Annotated in this window: 21 protein-coding genes; 10 read left to right on the forward strand and 11 right to left on the reverse strand. The window is 59.3% G+C overall.

Annotated features, from left to right (window positions below):
* Nucleotide 1: 1 nt before the first annotated feature.
* Nucleotides 2–433: a MarR family winged helix-turn-helix transcriptional regulator gene (locus JZI28_RS13365; protein ID WP_295446958.1), complete on the reverse strand. Its 432-nt coding sequence runs from the start codon at nt 431–433 to the stop codon at nt 2–4.
* Between the two features lie 228 nt (nt 434–661).
* Here JZI28_RS13365 and JZI28_RS13370 point away from each other — a divergent pair, with 228 nt between their 5' ends.
* Entirely contained in the window at nt 662–1,789 is a 1,128-nt protein-coding gene (locus tag JZI28_RS13370) for a beta-ketoacyl-ACP synthase III (protein WP_295446960.1), read from the forward strand.
* Nucleotides 1,790–1,867: 78 nt separating this feature from the next.
* Here the strand turns inward: JZI28_RS13370 and JZI28_RS13375 are convergent, their stop codons facing one another.
* Complete coding sequence (locus JZI28_RS13375) at nt 1,868–2,344, reverse strand: hypothetical protein (protein ID WP_295446962.1); 477 nt, start codon at nt 2,342–2,344, stop codon at nt 1,868–1,870.
* 544 nt (nt 2,345–2,888) lie between these two features.
* Here JZI28_RS13375 and JZI28_RS13380 point away from each other — a divergent pair.
* On the forward strand, nt 2,889–3,473 hold the full coding sequence (locus tag JZI28_RS13380) for a thymidine kinase (protein ID WP_297340352.1): 585 nt from the start codon (nt 2,889–2,891) through the stop codon (nt 3,471–3,473).
* Here the strand turns inward: JZI28_RS13380 and JZI28_RS13385 are convergent.
* From JZI28_RS13385 to JZI28_RS13405, 5 genes are all read right to left on the reverse strand, one after another.
* Nucleotides 3,470–4,420, reverse strand: coding sequence for a 2-hydroxyacid dehydrogenase (locus tag JZI28_RS13385; protein WP_375697914.1), 951 nt, complete (start codon nt 4,418–4,420; stop codon nt 3,470–3,472). The two genes, JZI28_RS13380 and JZI28_RS13385, sit on opposite strands and share 4 nt — an antisense overlap.
* A gap of 2 nt (nt 4,421–4,422) precedes the next feature.
* The gene (locus JZI28_RS13390) at nt 4,423–4,761 is read right to left on the reverse strand and encodes a tRNA-binding protein (RefSeq protein WP_375697915.1); all 339 of its coding nucleotides are present in this window, start codon (nt 4,759–4,761) and stop codon (nt 4,423–4,425) included.
* Nucleotides 4,754–5,569 carry a pyrroline-5-carboxylate reductase gene (gene proC / locus JZI28_RS13395; protein WP_375697916.1) on the reverse strand — a complete coding sequence of 272 codons (816 nt, stop codon included), beginning with the start codon at nt 5,567–5,569 and terminating at the stop codon, nt 4,754–4,756. The genes JZI28_RS13390 and proC overlap by 8 nt, the downstream gene beginning before the upstream one ends.
* A 43-nt stretch (nt 5,570–5,612) precedes the next feature.
* Nucleotides 5,613–6,113 carry a YbjN domain-containing protein gene (locus tag JZI28_RS13400; protein ID WP_295446971.1) on the reverse strand — a complete coding sequence of 167 codons (501 nt, stop codon included), beginning with the start codon at nt 6,111–6,113 and terminating at the stop codon, nt 5,613–5,615.
* A gap of 687 nt (nt 6,114–6,800) precedes the next feature.
* On the reverse strand, nt 6,801–7,043 hold the full coding sequence (locus tag JZI28_RS13405; RefSeq protein WP_297340349.1) for an accessory factor UbiK family protein: 243 nt from the start codon (nt 7,041–7,043) through the stop codon (nt 6,801–6,803).
* 97 nt (nt 7,044–7,140) lie between these two features.
* On the opposite strand from JZI28_RS13405, the gene lgt reads away from it, so the two are divergent.
* From lgt to JZI28_RS13430, 5 genes are all read left to right on the forward strand, one after another.
* A complete protein-coding gene (gene lgt, locus JZI28_RS13410; RefSeq protein ID WP_375697917.1) occupies nt 7,141–8,040 on the forward strand; it encodes a prolipoprotein diacylglyceryl transferase in 900 nt (299 codons plus the stop codon).
* Nucleotides 8,037–9,107, forward strand: a complete 1,071-nt coding sequence (locus tag JZI28_RS13415) for a class I SAM-dependent methyltransferase (RefSeq protein WP_375697918.1) — start codon at nt 8,037–8,039, stop codon at nt 9,105–9,107. Before lgt ends, JZI28_RS13415 begins: the two co-directional genes overlap by 4 nt.
* The gene (gene pgeF, locus JZI28_RS13420) at nt 9,104–9,859 is read left to right on the forward strand and encodes a peptidoglycan editing factor PgeF (RefSeq protein ID WP_295446979.1); all 756 of its coding nucleotides are present in this window, start codon (nt 9,104–9,106) and stop codon (nt 9,857–9,859) included. The genes JZI28_RS13415 and pgeF overlap by 4 nt, the downstream gene beginning before the upstream one ends.
* 257 nt (nt 9,860–10,116) lie before the next feature.
* Entirely contained in the window at nt 10,117–10,278 is a 162-nt protein-coding gene (locus JZI28_RS13425; protein ID WP_375697919.1) for a hypothetical protein, read from the forward strand.
* 371 nt (nt 10,279–10,649) lie between these two features.
* Entirely contained in the window at nt 10,650–11,432 is a 783-nt protein-coding gene (locus JZI28_RS13430) for a Hint domain-containing protein (RefSeq protein ID WP_349387658.1), read from the forward strand.
* Nucleotides 11,433–11,548: 116 nt separating this feature from the next.
* On the opposite strand, the gene JZI28_RS13435 is transcribed toward JZI28_RS13430, so the two are convergent.
* Nucleotides 11,549–12,049, reverse strand: a complete 501-nt coding sequence (locus JZI28_RS13435; RefSeq protein ID WP_122074032.1) for an Lrp/AsnC family transcriptional regulator — start codon at nt 12,047–12,049, stop codon at nt 11,549–11,551.
* 295 nt (nt 12,050–12,344) lie between these two features.
* On the opposite strand from JZI28_RS13435, the gene trxB reads away from it, so the two are divergent.
* The 3 genes from trxB to JZI28_RS13450 all read left to right on the forward strand — a co-directional run bounded on the left by trxB (nt 12,345) and on the right by JZI28_RS13450 (nt 17,601).
* Entirely contained in the window at nt 12,345–13,289 is a 945-nt protein-coding gene (trxB, locus tag JZI28_RS13440) for a thioredoxin-disulfide reductase (protein ID WP_375697920.1), read from the forward strand.
* Nucleotides 13,290–13,494: 205 nt separating this feature from the next.
* The gene (locus JZI28_RS13445) at nt 13,495–15,213 is read left to right on the forward strand and encodes an adenylate/guanylate cyclase domain-containing protein (RefSeq protein WP_375697921.1); all 1,719 of its coding nucleotides are present in this window, start codon (nt 13,495–13,497) and stop codon (nt 15,211–15,213) included.
* 312 nt (nt 15,214–15,525) lie between these two features.
* Complete coding sequence (locus tag JZI28_RS13450) at nt 15,526–17,601, forward strand: bifunctional sulfate adenylyltransferase/adenylylsulfate kinase (RefSeq protein WP_375697922.1); 2,076 nt, start codon at nt 15,526–15,528, stop codon at nt 17,599–17,601.
* A gap of 194 nt (nt 17,602–17,795) precedes the next feature.
* Here the strand turns inward: JZI28_RS13450 and JZI28_RS13455 are convergent, their stop codons facing one another.
* The 3 genes from JZI28_RS13455 to JZI28_RS13465 all read right to left on the reverse strand — a co-directional run bounded on the left by JZI28_RS13455 (nt 17,796) and on the right by JZI28_RS13465 (nt 19,965).
* Nucleotides 17,796–18,680, reverse strand: coding sequence for a hypothetical protein (locus tag JZI28_RS13455; protein WP_375697923.1), 885 nt, complete (start codon nt 18,678–18,680; stop codon nt 17,796–17,798).
* A gap of 33 nt (nt 18,681–18,713) precedes the next feature.
* Nucleotides 18,714–19,598: a PhzF family phenazine biosynthesis protein gene (locus tag JZI28_RS13460; protein ID WP_375697924.1), complete on the reverse strand. Its 885-nt coding sequence runs from the start codon at nt 19,596–19,598 to the stop codon at nt 18,714–18,716.
* Between the two features lie 133 nt (nt 19,599–19,731).
* Complete coding sequence (locus JZI28_RS13465) at nt 19,732–19,965, reverse strand: DUF1150 family protein (protein ID WP_295446998.1); 234 nt, start codon at nt 19,963–19,965, stop codon at nt 19,732–19,734.
* Between the last annotated feature and the right edge of the window lie 2 nt (nt 19,966–19,967).

Consider the following 19,967-nt stretch of genomic DNA (forward strand, 5'->3'; position numbering starts at 1 on the left):
CTTATCTCTCCTTGCCGGGACAGCGGTTGGCAGCCCCCAAAAACGTCTTTTGTAGTTTATCCGATAACACAGAAAATTTCTGTATATCGTCGTCATTAAGGTCACAAATCTCGCGAAAGGCCTGCTCTGCCCGCTTTTCCAGCGCCGCGCGCAGGCTGCGGCCCTTGGCGGTGAGCTGCAGCAAAAAGGCACGTCGGTCCTGGGCATCACGCAGCCGCACTGCCAGGCCATCCTGTTCAAGCCGGTCGGCGGCCATGGTCACGCTAGAGGGCACCAGCATCAATGTCTTTGCCAGCTCTCCCAGGCGACGCGGGTGGTCCAGCTGCAGCAAAAGATAGCATTCCGCCCGTCCCAAGCCGCTGATGATTTCCTGTTTTCCCAGGGCATCTTCCATACGCCAGTATAGCGCGAACATCGCAAGCAATACCCTCATTTCAGGGCTGGCCTGTTGGTCAACAGTGGTGGGCGGTGCGGTTTTTGACATTTTGGACCGGATCAATTTCTGGTGATTCCCATGCTATACTTCAGTCGCTGAACCTTTCATGTGATGAACATCACACTTCTGTTGCCAAAACCCGGCGGCCAGCCCCGTCGTAAACCTTGACCTTTGGGTAAAAAAAGCGCCACAAATGTAGCGTTTCTTCCCCATAGGGTCTCTGTCATGTACACAGCCGCAATTACCGGCACCGGGGTCTTCACCCCCTCCGAAACCATCACCAATGCTGAGCTGGTCGAGGCCTATAACGCCTATGCCGACAGGATAAACGCCGAAAACGCCGAGGCCATCGCAGCAGGCAGCTTTACCGCCCTGCCGCAGTCCTCGGAGGAGTTCATCTTTAAGGCCTCTGGCATCGAACAGCGCTATGTGCTTGATAAAAAGGGTATTCTCGACCCCGAAATCATGTACCCGCAGCTGCGCCAACGTGATGATTCAGAACCCGGCATTATGGCAGAAATCGCTCTGGACGCGGCCAAAAAGGCGCTAAAACAGGCAGGAAAGACCGCCGAGGACGTTGATCTGGTGATCTGTGCCGCCTCCAATATGGAACGCGCCTACCCTGCGGTTGCCATCGAAATCCAGGACCTGTTGGGAATCAAGGGCTTTGCCTTTGACATGAATGTTGCCTGTTCCTCTGCCACCTTTGGCATTCAGACCGCCGTTGATATGATCCGCTCGGGCAGCATTCGCGCCGCCCTGGTGGTCAACCCAGAGATCTGTTCCGGCCATCTGGAGTGGCGCGACCGCGATTGCCATTTCATTTTTGGCGATGTGGCAACCGCTACCCTGGTGGAACGGATCGAGAATGCCAAAGGCGACCATTTCGAGGTGATCTCAACCCGCTGCGCCACTGAGTTCTCCAACAATATCCGCAACAATAACGGCTTTCTGCGTCGCTCGCGTCCCGATGGCGTGGAAGACCGGCGCGATATGCAGTTCATGCAGAATGGCCGCAAGGTGTTCAAGGAAGTGCTGCCTATGGTCAGCCAGCATATTGCCAACCATATGGCAGATGAAGGCATCCAGCGCGATGCGCTGAAACGGCTCTGGCTGCATCAGGCCAATAAATCCATGAATGACTTCATTGGCAAAAAGACCCTGGGGCGGACGCCTGCTGCGGATGAGCAGCCCAATATCCTGCAAGACTATGCAAATACCTCTTCTGCAGGCTCGATTATTGCCTTCTCAAAATACTCCGAAGATCTCGGCGAAGGCGATCTGGGGCTGATCTGTTCCTTTGGTGCGGGCTACTCCGTCGGGTCGGTAATTCTGCGCCGCCACAGCGCCTAAGACAGGACTGCCCACAAACAAAAACTGCGCGCCACTGGCGCGCAGAATACCTGCTGCAAAGCAATCAACCCTACAGGTCTAGGTGCTTTCTTCTTCGAGGTGGAGCTTCATGTCGAGCAGCACATGTTGCAGCATGACAGTTTCGCGCAGCAGCCTCTTGGCCTCATTCACTGTGATAATCCCGTCTTCGATGGCGGTTTGATACTCACTCATCAAAAAAGCAAATCGCTGGCTCAGCGCGATCACATCGGCGTTCACCCCACCGCTGCGGGCGGTGTTGCTGCCATCGCTGTTGCTGCCGGCTGTGGTGCCATAGGAGAGGGTGATATTTTTCAGATCCGCCAGCGCAGAGGTCACATGCGGATAGGAGGCCTCTTTTTCCAGCTTGGCCACGGCATCAACCGGCATAAACCGGTCCGTATGTTCTGAATTGTCGGAATAATATCGTCCCAAAGTCGCCTTGGACTTACCGGTGATCTGGCAGGCTGCCTCGATCCCAACATCCTTTACCAGGGCCTCAGTATGCTTTTTCAGGTAGGTACCAATCTCTGCCATAAATTCTCACCAGCCATGCCGTGCCAAAAGGGGAAGGTCGGGAATAATTTCCCATGATGATGTTGTAAAGTATTTGCTAATATTTCACCATCCCTAAGGTTTTCAGGGATTTAGCAAGTAACGGTGGGTATATTCTGGCCCGCCAAGGTGTTTCAGAGCCAACTTAGTGAGTGGGTTTGGTTATGACACGGGATACATTTCCCCGTGCTTTTAGAGTGGGCAACGTTATTCGCCTAAGTACCCTTCCTGATGTGTCGGCATCTTATGCCGACCAAGCCTTGGACAGCAGGTCCTGGGTGTCAGGGAGGGTATGACCATCGCGCGCCGCCTGCAAAATCACGCCAGAAAAACGATCTGAAATCCGCTTAACACATTAATAATAATTAATATTATTCCAAACCCTCCAGAGGTTCAGATCCTTTTGGCCTGGAATTTTCACCCTGCCAAAGTCCCCCAGCTGCAGCGGTCACTTACTATGAGATTTTCGCAATTGTCCCGCGCCTGCCTCTTGCTCCCGCGGTCTGTGACGCAGTAAAGGGACGCCATGGCAAAGCTCTATTTCAACTACTCGACCATGAACGCCGGAAAATCGGCGGTTCTGTTGCAGGCGTCTCATAACTACCGCGAAAACCACATGGATACCTATCTGCTGACGGCGCAGATCGACTCGCGTGCGGGCGAAGGGAGAATCGCTTCGCGCATTGGCATCAGCGAAGCCGCCGACACCTTTGCTCCCGGCGAAGACCTGTTTGCCAAAATCAAAGCCCGTCTTGCTGAAAGTGACCTCGCCAGTATCTTTGTGGATGAAGCCCAGTTTCTGACCAGCGATCAAGTCTGGCAGCTGGCCCGGGTGGTGGACGATCTTCGGGTGCCGGTGCTGTGCTACGGGCTACGCGTGGATTTCCAGGGGCAGTTGTTTCCCGGCTCTGCTGCCCTTTTGGCGCTGGCCGATGAAATGCGCGAGGTGCGCACAATCTGCCATTGCGGCAAGAAGGCGACCATGGTGATCCGTCAAGATGCCACCGGCCGCGCCATCACCAAGGGCGACCAGGTCCAGATCGGCGGCAATGAAAGCTATGTCTCTTTGTGCCGCCGCCACTGGCGCGCCGCTGTCGCTGCTGAGAACTAGACCGCGTTTGGCAGGGGCGCTCCTGCCACAAAGGCGGCGATATTGTCCAAGGCCATATGTCCCATGTAGCTCCGCACCTCTTCGGTTGCGGTGCCCAGATGCGGCAGCAGCGTCACATTATCAAGATCCCGCAGCGCCTGCGGCACCTCTGGCTCGAACTCATAGACATCCAGGCCCGCTCCGGCGATACGCTGTTCTTGCAAAGCCGCAACCAAGGCCTGCTGCTGAACCACTTCGCCGCGCGCGATGTTGATCAGATGGGCGTGGGGCTGCATCGCTGCCAGCACATGTTCATCCACCAGATGCCGCGTCTCTGCGCCGCCGGGGACCGCCACCACGAGAAAATCCACCGCCGCCGCCAGCTGCTGCAAATCCGGCAGTCGCGTGACAGGAAAGCCCGGGGATTTGTCACTGCGCGCGGTGTAAAATACCTGCATGCCAAAACCAAAGTGGCAGCGCCGGGCAATAGCCGCACCAATGCGCCCCATGCCGATCACACCCAACGTCTTGCCGGTCACATGCTGGCCCAGCATCTGCGTCGGATGCCATCCCGGCCAGTCGCCACTGCGCACCAGACGTTCGCCCTCAGCGGCGCGACGCGCTGACATCAAGAGCAGGGTCAGGGCGGTATCCGCCGTCGCATCGGTCACAGCACCTGGCGTATTGCTGACCAAAACCCCAGCAGCAGAGGCCGCCGCCACATCTATGTGGTTAAATCCAACGCCAAAATTGGCCAAAAGCCTGCACCGCGGCTCTGCAACCTCTGCAAAGACCCCAGCATCAAAGCCATCGCCCAGCGTTGGCATCACCAGATCATAGTCCCGCAGCGCGCTGACCATCTCGTCATGGCTGAGCACCGTGGTCTCCGAACGGATCACCACGTCAAACTCTGCCCGCGCCCGCGCCTCTACCGCCGCAGTCATCGGGCGGGTAATCAACAGTTTCATCGTCAATGCATCCTACCACCCAAAGGCACCGGACCATCGGGGCCAACCAGCCGGATTTCTCCAGCCTCATCCGGCAGGCCCAGCACCAGCACCTCTGACATGAACTTGCCAATCTGGCGCGGCGGAAAATTCACCACCGCCATCACCTGTTTGCCAATCAGCCCCTCGGGGGTGTAATGCGCCGTCACCTGGGCCGAGGTTTTTTTCTCGCCGATCTCGGGCCCGAAGTCGATCCAGATCTTGATCGCCGGTTTGCGGGCCTCCGGGTAGGCCTCGGCCCGGATCACCTCGCCGACGCGAATATCCACCCGCAGAAAGTCGTCAAATGTAATCTCAGCCACGGGACAGCTCCTTGGAGCGCTGGGTTGCCGCCGCCACCGCGCGGGTCAGCAGATCGGGAAAGCCGCTCTCTTCATTCATCAGCACCTCAAGTGCCGCCTGGGTGGTGCCATTGGGGCTGGTAACATTGACGCGCAGCTGGCTGGGAGTTTCCTCGGCCGCCTGCGCCAGTGCCCCGGCCCCGGCGACCGTCGCCTTGGCCAATTGCATCGCCAGATCTGCGGGCAGCCCCTGTGCTGCGCCAGCGGCGGCAAGGGTCTCTATCAAATGAAACACATAGGCCGGACCAGAGCCACTGACCCCGGTGACTGCATCCATCTGCGCCTCACTGTCCAACCGCACAGTCTGGCCAATCGCCGCCAGCAGGGCCTCAGCCATATCCAGATTTGTCGCCGAAGCATGGTCATTGCCGATGATCGCCGTGATCCCCTGGCCAATGGCCGCCGGAGTATTGGGCATGGCGCGCACAATGGGGGTCTGCGCCCCCAGGGTCTCCTCAAAACTGGTGATTGATGTCCCCGCCGCAACCGAAACAAACAACGTCTCGCCATTGCCCAGCGCCTGCAATTTTGGCAGGGCGTCGCCCATCATCTGCGGTTTGACCGCAACCAGAACCAGGGCAGGCATTGCCGGCAGGTCGACATTGATATGTACACCCGTGGCCTGCAGCCAGTCTGACGGGTTGGGATCCAGCACCCAGACCGAAGAGGCAGGCAATCCCCCCTTCAGCCAGCCTGCCAGCATGGCCGAGCCCATCTTGCCACAGCCCAGCAGCACCAACCCACGTGTTTCAATATCACTTGTGATCATCCGCCCACCCTTCGCCACTCAATTGTCTTCTCAGCACAGAGACTTACGCCCGACCATAGGCCTCTGCAATGGCAACCTGTATTGCCTCATGCGGGGATTTGTCTGCCCAGGTAGTCAGCTGAATCGCCGGATAGTAGCGCTCGCAATTGGACACAGCCGCATGGATCATCGCATCAACCTGTTCCGGACTGGCAGACTGTCCACCAGCCAGAACCAAACCATAGCGATACAGCATCACCTTGTGATCAGCCCAATAGGTAAAGCCCCCCGCCCAGCATTGATCATTCATCAGATTGATCAACTCATACAGCTGCGGGATCTTGGGCGCAGGCGGTTCCATCTCGTAGCTACAAACCAGTCGCAGCGTTTCCTCATAGGCCGACCAGGCCAGGGTGAGAGAATAGGTGCGCCACTGGCCTTCTACCGCCATGGCAATCTGGTCATCCCCGATACGATCAAAATCCCAGTCGTGATGGGCCGCCAGGTTTTCGACAATATCAATCGGGTGAATATCGTCGTCCAGATGAAATTCGGAAAGGGCCATGTCTCACCTCTCAGGTCTCTAGCCGTTGGGACCGATTTTGCCCCCTACAGCTAGGTTTCTGGTCAACGGACCGGGGAGCATCCCCGCCTCCATACTAGATATGGTGGCAAGGGGTGTAGACTCTGGCAACCCTTTATTTGGGGATATCTTCAATAAGTTGTGGACGAATAACTGTGGGCCGCAAGATATCGGCACTATTGCGCGCCAAATATGCTGTTTGGAGAAACTCCACCGCCCGGTTCCAAATTGCGCCACTTAACGTAACGGGCGCGGCAGGCCGGCCAATGGCCCCTACCCTGCTCTGATCGGCAGCCGCCCACCCGGTGACGAGCCGCAGCGCTTTGCACCAGCCCCCAAGCAGGCTCCGTGCCAGGACAAGGCCACATCAACCACAGGTCAACAACCAGACTGGCCAACAGCAACCTCAGGCCAACACGAAACGGAGACCTCTACAGAGACTTGTGTTTTCATCTTTCTAAAAATACCTCCGCCGGAGGCATCCCAGATCTCGGCTTGATGCTGCCAACAGCTCTGAAGCGGCACAGGCAGATTCTGAAGCAAGACAGGCCCCTCTTGGTGCGCCGCAGGCCCGACTTGTCAAAACAGGGCCTTCTCCAGCCGGGACTATTTCAAACTGAAAGCTCCGCCGTTCTCTCGCCAGAACGCCTGGCAGGACACACAGGACTGTCAGCCTTTACTCTCAAGCGCATCCAGGCGCGCCTTCAGGGCTTCATTCTCTTCCCGTGCTTTCTGAGCCATAGCGCGCACAGCATCAAATTCCTCACGGGTGACAAAATCGTGATCCGCCAGCCAGCGGTCCATCAGGCTCTTCATCGCGGTTTCTGCCTCGTCCTTTGCACCCTGGGCCACGCCCATTGCATTGGTCATCAGCTGCGAAATGTCGTCCATGATCTTGTTTCGGCTCTGCATCATCTTCTCCGTATCACTCATTCCCCCTATATGGGGGCGCAAAGGGTCGCGGGCAAGCCGTTGACTTTCAATTGCGCGCAAAGGCATTCAGGACCACATGCAGGCCATGATCCACTTCCCCGATATTTCGCCCGAGATTTTCTCGATTCCCCTGTTTGGCATGGAGTTTGCCCTGCGTTGGTACGCTTTGGCCTATATCGCAGGCATTGTGATTGCCTGGCGCCTCGCTGTCAGCGCGCTCAAATCGGCTGCGCTCTGGCCGGGGCAAAAGCCACCGATGCGCCCCGAACAGGTCGAAGATCTGCTGACCTGGATCATTCTGGGGGTGATTCTCGGTGGGCGTCTAGGGTTTGTGCTATTCTACCAGCCCGGCTACTACCTGTCGCATCCCAGCGAGATCCTGCGAATCTGGCAGGGCGGCATGGCCTTTCATGGTGGCCTGCTCGGGGTCATTGTCGCAGCCTGGGCCTATGCTCACCGCCACGGGGTTTCCAAACTGCAGATGGCTGATCTGGTGGCCTATACGGTTCCCGCCGGGCTGCTGCTGGGACGTCTGGCCAATTTCATCAATGCCGAGCTCTGGGGCCGCCCCACCGATCTGCCCTGGGGCGTCGCCTTTCCCGGACAGGCGGCTCAGGCCTGCGGTCAGGCCCTGGGAGAGCTCTGCGCCCGCCACCCCTCGCAGCTCTATGAAGCCGCGATGGAGGGGCTGCTGCTCGGCGCGGTGCTGATCTGGCTGACCTGGCGACGCCAAAGCCTGCTGCGGCCCGGCTTGAACCTGGGCGTGTTTCTGGCCGGCTATGGCCTGGCCCGGTTTATTGTCGAATTCTTTCGCCAGCCCGATGCGCAGTTTGTCACCCCCGGCAATCCCCTGGGCCTGGCCTGGCAGCTGGGGGGCTATGGGCTCACCATGGGGCAAGCCCTCTCCGTGCCGATGATCGCGCTGGGGCTTTATTTTGCCCTGCGGCGCAAACCCAGCCCGGATCCGGCCCCATGAGCCCCCTAAAAGACCAGTTAATAGCCCGGATCAGCAGCGACGGCCCCATCAGCCTGGCCGACTATATGGCTGAATGCCTGCTGCACCCCGACCTGGGCTATTACACCAGCCAAACCCCTTTTGGCGCCCAGGGGGATTTCACCACCGCGCCGGAAATCAGCCAGATGTTTGGTGAGCTCATCGGCCTGTCCCTGGCCCAGTGCTGGTTGGATCAGGGCGCGCCCGCCCCCTTTACCCTGGCAGAGCTCGGCCCCGGACGCGGCACCCTGATGGCGGATCTACTGCGGGCCACCCGCGGTGTGCCCGGCTTTCACGCAGGGCTCAGGCTGCATCTGGTTGAGGCCTCACCCGCCCTGCAACAGCAACAGGCACAGGCGCTGGCAGGCTATGACGTCACCTGGGTCGATAGCGTCGACGCGCTGCCACATCAGCCGCTGTTTCTGGTCGCCAATGAGTTTTTCGACGCCCTGCCCATCCGCCAATTTGTCCGCGACAGCGACGGCTGGCGCGAAAAGCGTGTCGGCCTGGTTGCCAATACTCTGAGCTTTGGACTGGGACCAGAAGCGCCGCAACCGGCGTTGGAGCATCGCCTGCAGGACACCAAAGCCGATGACCTGGTCGAGCTGAGCCCCGCGACCGCCCCCATCACCGCCGCTTTGGCCCAGCGCATTGCCAGCCAGGGCGGCGGCGCCTTGATCATCGACTACGGCGATTGGCGCTCTTTGGGCGACACTCTGCAAGCGCTGAAAGCCCATGCGCCCATCGACCCGCTTCAAACCCCCGGCGAGGCAGATCTGACCGCACATGTTGATTTTGAGGTGCTCTGCTCTGTCGCGGCAGGGGCGGGCTGCGCCTATAGCAAACTTACCCCGCAGGGCGTGTTTCTCGAACGGCTGGGCATCACTGATCGCGCCCGCGCGCTGGCCGCAGGGCTGGAGGGCGCGGCGCTGGAAAGCCTGATCGCGGCACATCGACGGTTGACGCATCCGACGGAAATGGGAAACCTGTTCAAAGTACTGGGTCTGACCCCGGCCAATATCGCCCCACCACCAGGATTAAATGCATGACGCTGGAAATACTCACCTCTGAGCTGTTGGATACTGTGCACCACGGGTTTTTCACCCGTCGCGGCGGCGCCTCCTCGGGAATTTTTCAGGGGTTAAACTGCGGCGTTGGCTCCAGCGACCAACGTGGGGCGGTGACGCTCAACCGCGCCCGTGTCGCCGAGGCAATGAATGTGGCCCCCACGGCGCTGGTTGGGGTGCATCAAATTCATTCCCCGGATGTGGCCGTCATCACCGGCCCCACCGCAGCGCGCCCTCGCGCCGACGCAATGGTCACAAACACCCCCGGTGTGGCGCTGGGTATTCTGACAGCAGATTGCCAGCCCGTGCTGTTTGCCGACGCAGAGGCCGGGGTCATTGGCGCCGCCCATGCCGGCTGGCGCGGGGCGCTTGACGGGGTGTTGGAGGCAACATTGCAGGCGATGGAGGATCTGGGCGCAGACCGTGCCAAGACCTGCGCGGTCATTGGCCCCTCGATCTCGCAACGCGCCTACGAGGTCGGCCCTGAGTTCTTTGACGATTTTCTGCAAAAAGACCCGGATCATAGCCGTTTCTTTGCCCAGGGCCGGGAGGGGCGTTATCAGTTTGACCTGCCCGGCCTGGGGCTGCACCTGTTGCGGCAGGCAGGCATTGGTCAGGCCGAATGGACACGCCACTGCACCTACAGCAATGCAGAGCTGTTTTACTCCTACCGCCGCACCACCCATGCTGGCGAAGCCGACTACGGAAGGTTAATTTCCTGCATCACCCTGTGAGGGTAGATCTGGGCAGTGCTGCGCCATTTTTGCCCAAATCCCCCGGTTTTCCAGCGGGGATTTTCCTAAAAGCGCCAAGAATTTTATATAAAACATAATGACTTGACGCCGCGCACGCCTGACCTGCGTCTGGTGCGGCTCTACCTGGCGGGCAGTCACACAATTCCACCGATGAGCCACATTCTGGGCGTAATGATTACCGATAAAGGGATCAACAGAGCCGCGACAGCCCGCTCACCCCAGGTAGGAGACGCACAATGAAAGCCAGAGAACGGTTTTTGAAATCGGTAATTTCGACTGCAAAATCAGAGACTACGAAAACGCCCTGGAGCCGAGGATCGGTCCGTGAGGCGCATCTGGTCCAGCGGCGAACATCGCAAAAAGACCTGCCTGCTGCAGCGCGGTTGAAACGCGCCTAAGCGCGGGTTCCTGTGGCCAAAGATCCGCGCAGCCCAAGTCAGACTGTCTCATGGAATTTTATATGAGCCCGCTGCAGCCCCCGGATCCCGCCAAGGCCCTCCGTTTGCGGTGACCCTTTTTTAGTCAATACCCGCCACAGTCTTTACGGAACCAACCTCCAGGTCAGCTCCCTTGCAGCACCTTCTGGGCCGTTGAGACATTACATACAAGGCACTCTCGTGCACATTTTTACGATGCAAAACACAGCGCACTTCTCTGGCCAGTTTCAGGCCCCCATCCCTGGCCTGCCTCCCCGGCGCCAGGTCTCTCCATTTTCTGCCGATGGAGGGCGCGCGCCCCTGACGTGTTTTGCCAGAAAGGTCTTAAGCCAATGACACTTCCGCATTCCCTGCAACAGGCCGCTGCCAAGGCCGCAGAAAGCAGCGCACTTTTGCAAGATCCCGCCGCGCTGCGCCTGCCCAACAAACCGCAGTTGCGGCGCTATGAGGTCAGCAGCCTGCTGCCCAATGGCGGCATCGCTGAGACCCGCCACATCGCCCCCGCCCTGCCGATCTTTGAGGATGCTTTTTGCGCCTTTACACGGGGCTCTTTGGTGGAAACCACGCAAGGGCCCATTGCGGTTGAAGACCTGCTGCCCGGGGACGAAATCCTCACCCAGGGTGGCGGCAGTCAGCCACTGATCTGGAAAGGCTCCACCAGTCTGGTTCCCTCGCGCAGTGATGCCAAGGGGCGCTGCCACCGGCTGACCAGTTTCATGCCCGACAGTCTGGGGCTGCAAAAGCCCGCCTCCTGCGTTGTGGCCGGACCGGCGGCACGGCTGCTGCGCATGCCGCCACAGATGCGCGGCACCACCGGCACACCGCTGCTGCTGACCCTGGCTGAAGAATTCCGCGATGGCATGAACATCTTTGAAACCGCGCCCCCCACCGTGGTGGACCTGTTCCACCTTTGTCTGCCAAAACATGCGGTGATCAAAGTCGGCGGGCTAGAGTTTGAGACCTATCATCCCGGCCCGGAGGCGCTAAAGCTGGTGAGCTATGCGATCAAGACGCTCTACTTCAATCTCTTTAGCCATGTGGATTCGCTGAGCGGATTTGGCCCACTGGCCTACGCGCGGGCAGCCGAAGCAACAGATAGCCCGCTGCGAGGCTAAACCACGATCTAACGCGGCGGGGGAGAGCCTGCGCCTTGGCGGCCCCAAGATCCCTAAAGGACAGCGGCGCCGATACCAGGCTGGGGTCTTGGATCAGGCTGGGGTCTTGCCCGCCCTCAGGCTTCCCGTTGCAGGCGCTCTTCCAACACATCAAAGGGAACACCTGGTTCATCCTTGGCGCCGCGAATAACCAGCGAGGTCTTGACGCTGGCCACATTGGGCGTGGTCAACAGCTCTGAGGTCAGGAAGCTCTGAAAGGTGCTGAGATCTGGCGAGACACATTTCAAAATGAAATCCACCTCCCCGTTCAGCATATGACATTCGCGCACCAGCGGCCAGCTGCGGCACTGTTCCTCAAAGGCGGAAAGCTCTGCTTCGGCCTGGCTTTCCAGCCCGACCATGGCAAAAACCTGCACCTCAAAGCCCAGCTCCCGGGCGTTGACCTCTGCGTGGTAGCCGCCTATCAGGCCGGCCTCTTCCAGCGCACGGACGCGGCGCAGACAGGGCGGGGCCGAAATGCCGACCCGCTTGGCCAGTTCGACATTGGTCATGCGCCCATCGGCCTGCAATTCCGAGAGTATCTTGCGATCAATCGGATCAAGACGGGTTGTGACCATGTGTAAAGCTCCTGTCGATTTTCGTTTCTTATAGCATCGCCGCAGGGCCACGCAATATTATTTCACAGAGGCGACCTAATCTTTGCAACAGCCAGATACAAGCGCCAATACGGGCGGCAAACGGGACGGCGCCAAAATCGCAAAAGCGTGATCCCTGCGGGCTCCTGCCGTGCCCCTGGCGCGTCATCAGGGGTTTAAGAGCCGCAGCCCTGCCGCTATATGCAATGGCGACGGTGGCCGCAGCCACCACTTACAGCATCATGTGCAGCCTAGCTTGCAAATTTGGGGATACGAGATGAGCGACACGCGTCACACCAAGGTTCTGATCATTGGCTCCGGCCCGGCAGGCTATACCGCCGGCGTCTATGCGTCCCGCGCCATGCTGGAGCCGGTTCTGGTTCAGGGCATCGAGCCCGGCGGTCAGCTGACCACCACCACCGAGGTGGAAAACTGGCCCGGTGATAGTGAGGTGCAGGGGCCGGATTTGATGATCCGCATGCAGGACCACGCAAAGGCCATGGGCTGCGACATCATTGGCGACATCATTACTTCGCTGGACACGTCGCAGCGCCCCTTTGTGGCCAAAGGCGATAGCGGCACCACCTATACCGCTGATGCGGTGATCCTGGCCACCGGCGCCCGTGCCAAATGGCTGGGGCTGGAAACCGAAGAAAAATTCAAAGGCTTTGGCGTCTCGGCCTGCGCCACCTGCGACGGGTTCTTCTATCGCGGTCAGGAGATCGTGGTCATCGGCGGCGGTAACACCGCCGTTGAAGAAGCGCTGTTTTTGACCAACTTTGCCTCCAAGGTCACCCTGGTGCACCGCCGCGACGAGCTGCGCTCGGAAAAGATCCTGCAGGACCGCCTGTTCAAGAACAAAAAGATCGAGCCCCTGTGGTTCCATCAGTTGGAAGAAGTCTATGGCACCGACAGCCCCCTGGGGGTCGAGGGCATCAAGGTCAAAAACGTAAAGACGGGTGAAATCACCGATATTCCCTGCAAAGGCGTCTTTGTGGCCATCGGCCACGCGCCCGCCAATGAGCTGGTGAAAGACACCCTGGAGCTGCACAATGGCGGCTATGTCTCGGTTAAACCCGGCACCACCGAAACCTCGGTGCCCGGTATCTTTGCCGCCGGCGATCTGACCGATCACAAATACCGCCAGGCGGTGACCTCAGCCGGTATGGGCTGCATGGCGGCGCTGGATGCGGAACGGTTCCTGGCCGAACAGGAAGACTAAACCCAATCCCCCAGTGAAGCCTGCGACAGGCCGGGGGATACGATACAGCTGCGCGTTTGCTGGTCGACCAATAGCTTTTTTGGTCGACCAGACCATCAGACTGCGGGACCGGTCTGCCCTGCCCCTTTTCCAGACTGCCAAAATACCTTGACCTGCCCAGGGAGTTCCAACACCTTGACGTGGTGCAATCGGAGGGGCCGTTCGCGTGACACATGTACTCTGGCGTGGGGATCTCATTCAACGCAGCCGCACGGTGAGCGGTGTGTTTCTGCTCACCTATGCCTTCCTGCATTTTCTGAATATTGCCGCCGGGCTGATCTCTGCTGATTTCATGTTTCAGGTGCAGGAATTCCGTCGCCTGCTCACCGGCCACCCACCTGGCCAGATGCTGTTGTTTTCCGCGCTTTTCACGCATTTCTCCCTGGCCCTGTGGCAGGTTGCCAGCCGCAGAACCCTACGGATGAGCCCGGCACAAGCGCTGCAGCTGATCCTGGGGCTTTTGATCCCTCTGCAATTGATCCAGCACCTGATCTTCACCAGCTATGCATCCAGCGCCTATGGGCTAGATGACGACATGCCCTCGATCATATTATTGATGTGGAATTCCCCAGAGATCTGGCAACAGTATCTGCTGCTGCTGGTGGTCTGGGTCCATGGCTGTATTGGGCTGCATATGTGGCTGCGGATCACCGACTGGTGGTCCCGGCTGTTGCCCTACATGATCGGCCTGGCCGTTCTTGTGCCCTCTCTGGCCCTGGCCGGACTGCTGACCGAAGGCCGTCGCATCTGGTCAGTCTTTATCCGCCCCGGCAATGCCTCGGTGATCCGCGACAGCTTCAACTGGCCGAATAACACGGCTTTTGCCCGCCTATATGAGATCTATGATTTTGCCTTTTGGCTGTTCATTGCCCTGCTCAGCGCGGCTGTGCTGATCTTTTATCTGCGCCGCTTTATCCGCAAACGGAAATCCCTGCAGATCCGCTATGAAAATGGCACCCAGATCACCATCGAACACGGGCTTACCCTGCTGGAGATCTCCCAGCTCAACGGCTTGCCGCATACCTCGCTTTGTGGTGGCAAGGGGCGCTGCACCACTTGCCGGATCGAAGTGACCAAGGGGCTGGAAAACCTCGCCCCGCCCAGCAGCGCCGAGGCGCGAACGCTGAAAGCGATCAAAGCCCGCGATAATGTGCGGCTGGCCTGCCAGATCAGGCCAACTGCCTCGCTGTCGATCCAGCGCGTCTACCAGGCAAAAGGACGCCGCCAGGTCCATTCAGCCCAGGGCGTGGAAAAAACCATCGCGGTCCTGTTTTTAGATATTCGCGGCTTTACCGCACGCTCGGCCGGGTTGCTGCCCTATGACATTGTCTTTCTGCTGAACCGCTTCTTTGATGCTATTGTGCCTGAAATCACCATGGCCGGAGGCACCGTTGACAAATACATGGGCGATGGGCTGTTGGCCCTGTTTGAAATGAACAGCCCGGAACAGTCGGCGCAAGCAGGTATCACTGCCGCGGGCAACATTGGCGTCGCCCTGGCGCGCTTTAACATGATGCTGGCCTCAGAGGGCGAAGACCCGGTGCGTATCGGCATGGGGCTGCATACCGGAACCGTTGTTTTGGGGGAAATTGGCACCACCGACAATGCCCCCCGCACGCTGATCGGCTCCGCAGTAAATGCCGCCAGTCGGCTGGAGGCCAAAACCAAGGAGCTGGGGGTCGAGCTGCTGATCTCGGACTCTGTGGTGCAGGCAGCGGGCATGGTCGCGCCACAAGCGATGTTGCAGGATTTTTCCCTGCGCGGCGTTGACCATCCCGTCCGCGCCCTGCCGGTTGCCCAGGCCTCCACTCTGGAACAACTGCTGTCTCCCCTCACAGATCCAGAGGCGACCACATTTGCTGTCGCAACCGACAAGGGGCACTGACCTTCGCCTCCCGCCCTTGCGTTGGCCTGTGCCCTTGCGCTGGCCTGTGCCCTTGCGTTGTTTTGCCCCAACACCAAAGCTGCAAACAGGCGAACCTCATCGTTCCTAAGTTTTGCACCAGTGCAGGCCTGCGTCCCCCCTCCCGGGGAGCCCCCTGGAACAGCGTTCCCGCAACACCGGACAAATCAAACCAGACTGCGTTGCAGCCCTGCGACGCTGGCCTTTTGCACAGATTTTTGACATTTTCCCCCTTTGCGCCTGCAGCAATTTATGCGATGCGTTCACGCGTGAACATACATTGATCAAGATACTATGACTGCAGCCGACTCAAATCCTACCCCAGATGAAGAAGACCTGCTCTTCCGACTCCTGCGCCAGCTGGACCTGGCACCGGAGGCCTCGCAGCGCGCGACGGCTTCGGCTTTGGGTATGTCCCTGGGCGGGCTGAACACCCAGCTGCGCGCGGCTGCGGATGCCGGGCTGATCGCAATCAGCGACCGCACCGGCCCGGACAAGCGGCAGCGCTATACCTACACATTGACCAGGGCTGGCGCCTCCGAGAAACGTCGCCTCACCGATCAATTCCTCTCCCGCAAGCTCGCTGAATACAACGCGCTTTATGCGGAACTCACGGGCGCCGCCAGCGGCTTGCCTCCCATTAAACACAGGACTCATCCAATGCAGAACAATCTGGCTCCTATCCCCGAGCTCTATGTCTCTTATGACTCTGCTCAAAAGCTGAAAATCGACGCAGGCCAACTGAAAAGCCACGACCTGACACCGCGCCAGATCTGCGATCTTGAGCTTCTGATGAATGGCGGCTTCAACCCGCTCAAGGGCTTCCTGACCGAGGAAGACTACAACGGCGTTGTGGAAAACATGCGGCTGGCCGATGGGTCGCTCTGGCCGATGCCGATCAACCTGGATGTCTCCGAAGAGTTCGCCGAAACCCTGGAAGTGGGCGAAGACATCGCCCTGCGCGACCAGGAAGGCGTGATCCTCGCCACCATGACCGTCACCGACCGCTGGACGCCAAACAAGGCCCGCGAGGCCGAAATGGTCTTTGGCGCCGACGATGACGCGCATCCTGCCGTCAACTACCTGCACAACCAGGCTGGCAGCATCTATCTGGGCGGCCCTGTCACCGGCATCCAGCAGCCGGTGCACTATGATTTCCGCGCCCGCCGCGACACCCCAAATGAACTGCGCGCCTATTTCCGCAAAGTCGGCTGGCGCAAAGTTGTCGCCTTCCAGACCCGCAACCCGTTGCACCGCGCCCACCAGGAGCTGACCTTCCGCGCCGCCCGCGAAGCCCAGGCCAACCTGCTGATCCACCCGGTTGTTGGCATGACCAAACCCGGCGACGTTGATCACTTTACCCGCGTGCGCTGCTACGAGGCCGTTCTGGACAAATACCCAGCCTCCACCACCTCCATGAGCCTGCTGAACCTGGCCATGCGCATGGCCGGCCCACGGGAAGCCGTCTGGCACGGGTTGATCCGTAAAAACCACGGCTGCACCCATTTCATCGTTGGTCGCGACCACGCCGGACCCGGCAAAAACTCTGCCGGCGAAGATTTCTACGGCCCCTATGACGCCCAGGACCTGTTCCGCACCCATCAGGAAGAAATGGGCATCGAAATGGTCGACTTCAAACATATGGTGTGGGTATCGGAGCGCGCACAATATGAGGCCATCGACGAGATCGAAGACAAGGATAATGTGACCATCCTCAACATCTCGGGCACCGAGCTGCGCCGCCGCCTGTCCGAAGGTCTGGAAATCCCTGAGTGGTTCTCCTTCCCCGAGGTGGTCAAAGAGCTGCGCCGCACCAAGCCACCGCGCTCCAAGCAGGGCTTCACCGTTTTCCTCACGGGGCTGTCCGGGTCTGGCAAATCCACCATCGCCAACGCGCTGATGGTCAAGCTGATGGAAATGGGCGGTCGCCCGGTGACCCTGCTGGATGGGGATATCGTGCGCAAGAACCTCAGCTCCGAGCTGGGCTTCTCCAAAGCGCACCGGGATCTCAATATCCGCCGCATCGGCTATGTCGCCTCTGAGATCACCAAAAACGGTGGTATCGCCATCTGTGCGCCCATTGCCCCCTATGCAACCACCCGCCGCGCCGTGCGCGAAGACGTGGAAGCCTTTGGTGCCTTTGTTGAAATCCATGTCGCCACCTCGCTGGAAGAATGCGAGCGCCGCGACCGCAAGGGGCTGTATAAACTGGCCCGCGAAGGCAAGATCAAAGAGTTCACCGGGATCTCCGACCCCTATGATGTGCCAGTCAGCCCAGAGCTGAGCGTGGAAACCGAAAATGTTGATGTGGACAACTGCGCCCATCAGGTTCTGCTCAAGTTGGAAAACATGGGGCTGATCGCAGGCTAAGCCGCCTGCCCGAACTGCTAGCCCCAGCAGCCTGGGCAATCGCCCTGAACAGATTGACGGCCCGTCCTAGCCAAGGACGGGCCGTTTTTCAGTCAGTCTCAGTCTCATCGTGGTGGTCCGCGATTACGGTGCGCCCCGGCGGGCCTGAGTAAACTTCAGATAAGTACGAAAGCCCTGCCTGAAACAGCCCGCAGCTAAAGACTGTCGCGCAGGGCACGGGCGGCGCGCAACGACAGGTCGCCATAGTCTGCTGCGGCCTGTTTCAGGCGCCGCAATGCAGGCAATCGCCGGGCATAATCCTCTGGGCCGATCTGCTGAAACGCAGCCTCAAACTCCGCTTGGTTGCGGCAAAGAATGATCCCCTCGCCCTCAAAGAAATCACTGATATTCGGACAGCCCCAATACAGCGGCACCGTTTCACAAAGGATCGCATCAATCAGTTTTTCCGTGAAGCAGTTTTGCTCGCGCACATTTTCGATCACCACGGAATAGCGATAAGGTGCCAGCCCTTCCGATTTATGCTCAAAGGCCTTGTAGCCACGGCCCAGGATCTCCGCCTCGGGCATCTGCGCCTGCAGGTAGGCCACAATCTGATGGCGCAGCTTATGGCCAGGGTGATCATTCTTGGCCGAAGCGATCAGTGACAGCTCCTTGGTCTTGGCGATCTGCAGCTCTTGCCACTCTGGCACCCAGGTGGTGCCAAAGGGCAGCATCAGCCCATTTGGCAACCACGCCAAGAGCTGGGGGTCATAGGTAAAGACACGGAAAAAGCGCCGCGCACTCAGCCGCAGTATGCGGTGGTGATCCGCAGACATGATCTTGGGTTCGGCCACAATCATCGAAATCCGCGCCGGGCAGCAGCGATGAGACTGGATATGCATGGCCCGTTTGGCAAAGACGATCAGGTGATCTTGCGGTGCCATGTGTTTGACCTGTTTTCCAACCAGCCGATCAGGGCAGCCCAAAGGCCATTCCATCTCGTTGAGCGGGCGTTCGGCCAGGGCTTTGCCCAGTTTGCCGCCATAGGGCATCACTGCAATCGCCGGCGGCGCGACATGCGCTGTCTCTGGGCCTGTCATAGTCATCCGTTCCCGTCAGTTCAGGATCTGAGATCAGGTTTGATCCGGCAGGTCAACAGAGCCGCGCATCAAAACAAAGCCGGTGCCGGACACCTTTATGCCCTGCAATGCATCACAAGGGCCCAGCCGGGTGACCCGCGCCATGCCCGGTCGCCCCATTCCGTGGCCCTGTTCCGCGACAAAACTGTCCTGTTGCATAAGGCCATTGCGCCACAGATAGGCTGCCATCGCCCCGGTGGCAGAGCCGGTAAAGGGATCTTCGGGCGGGCTGGGCGGCGCCATCAACAGCCGCGAATAGGTATCCCCCAGATCGGTTGCCCCTTGCAGGGTCACCAGAAACGGCTCCATCATATCAATGCCATCCGCCCCCAGCGCCTCGCCCAGCCTGGCCAGCGCCGGAAGATCAAGCTGCGCCTGCGCCAAGGCGGTCTGATCTTTGAGCACAGTTATGCAGAAGGGCAATCCGGTTGACACCTTTTGCGGCGTGCCCAAAATCGCCTCAACCGGCAATGAAATTGCCGCTGCCACCAGGGCGGGATCGGGTTTTGGCCCGAACTCTGGCGCAATCTGGGTCATTTCAATCTGATCGCCTGCAATGGTCACCGGCACGATGCCGGCGCCAGTCTCCAGCCGGATCTGACCCTCGCCAACCAGTCCACGGTCGCGCATCGCGGCCACGGTGGCAATTGTGGGGTGACCCGCAAAGGGGATCTCGCGGCTGGCCAGAAAGTAGCGCACCCGAATGTCGGCCAGATCAGACGGGCCGGTAAATGTACATTCAACCAATGACGTTTCACGCACATAGGCGGTGCAGGTCTCCACTGGCAAATGGGCGCCACCATGTACAACAGCGCAGCCATTGCCGCCAAAGGCCCGGTCCGAAAAGGCATCGACCCAGTCAAAATCAAATCTGCTCATTGAGCCGCCCCTATCTGCTTGATTCATTTGCGGGAAGCCTAGCCAAGATTGGGCTGAGGTTAAACCTCCCGCAAGAGCCAAGCCAATCGCCCGGGATCAGCTCAATTCAGGCATGACAGTCGCGATCTGCGCCTTAGTGCACCGCAACCGGCGAGAAATCGTTTTGCCGGGCCAGAACAAAGGCCAGCTTGCGGTCGGTCACCACGGCGAGCTGTTCACCTTCGGCATCATGCACCGCATAAAGCTGTTCGCGGCCTTCGGCACTGGCCTGCATGTCTTTTGGCAGATCACCAACGGCAACCGTTTTTACATAGACAATGCGCGCGCCAGACGCGTCGGAAGTAGAGTTGTCAAAAGGAGTATGCATGT

Origin of the sequence: Pseudophaeobacter sp. TrK17 (assembly GCF_042192375.1) — a bacterium.
Taxonomy (GTDB): Bacteria; Pseudomonadota; Alphaproteobacteria; order Rhodobacterales; family Rhodobacteraceae; genus Pseudophaeobacter.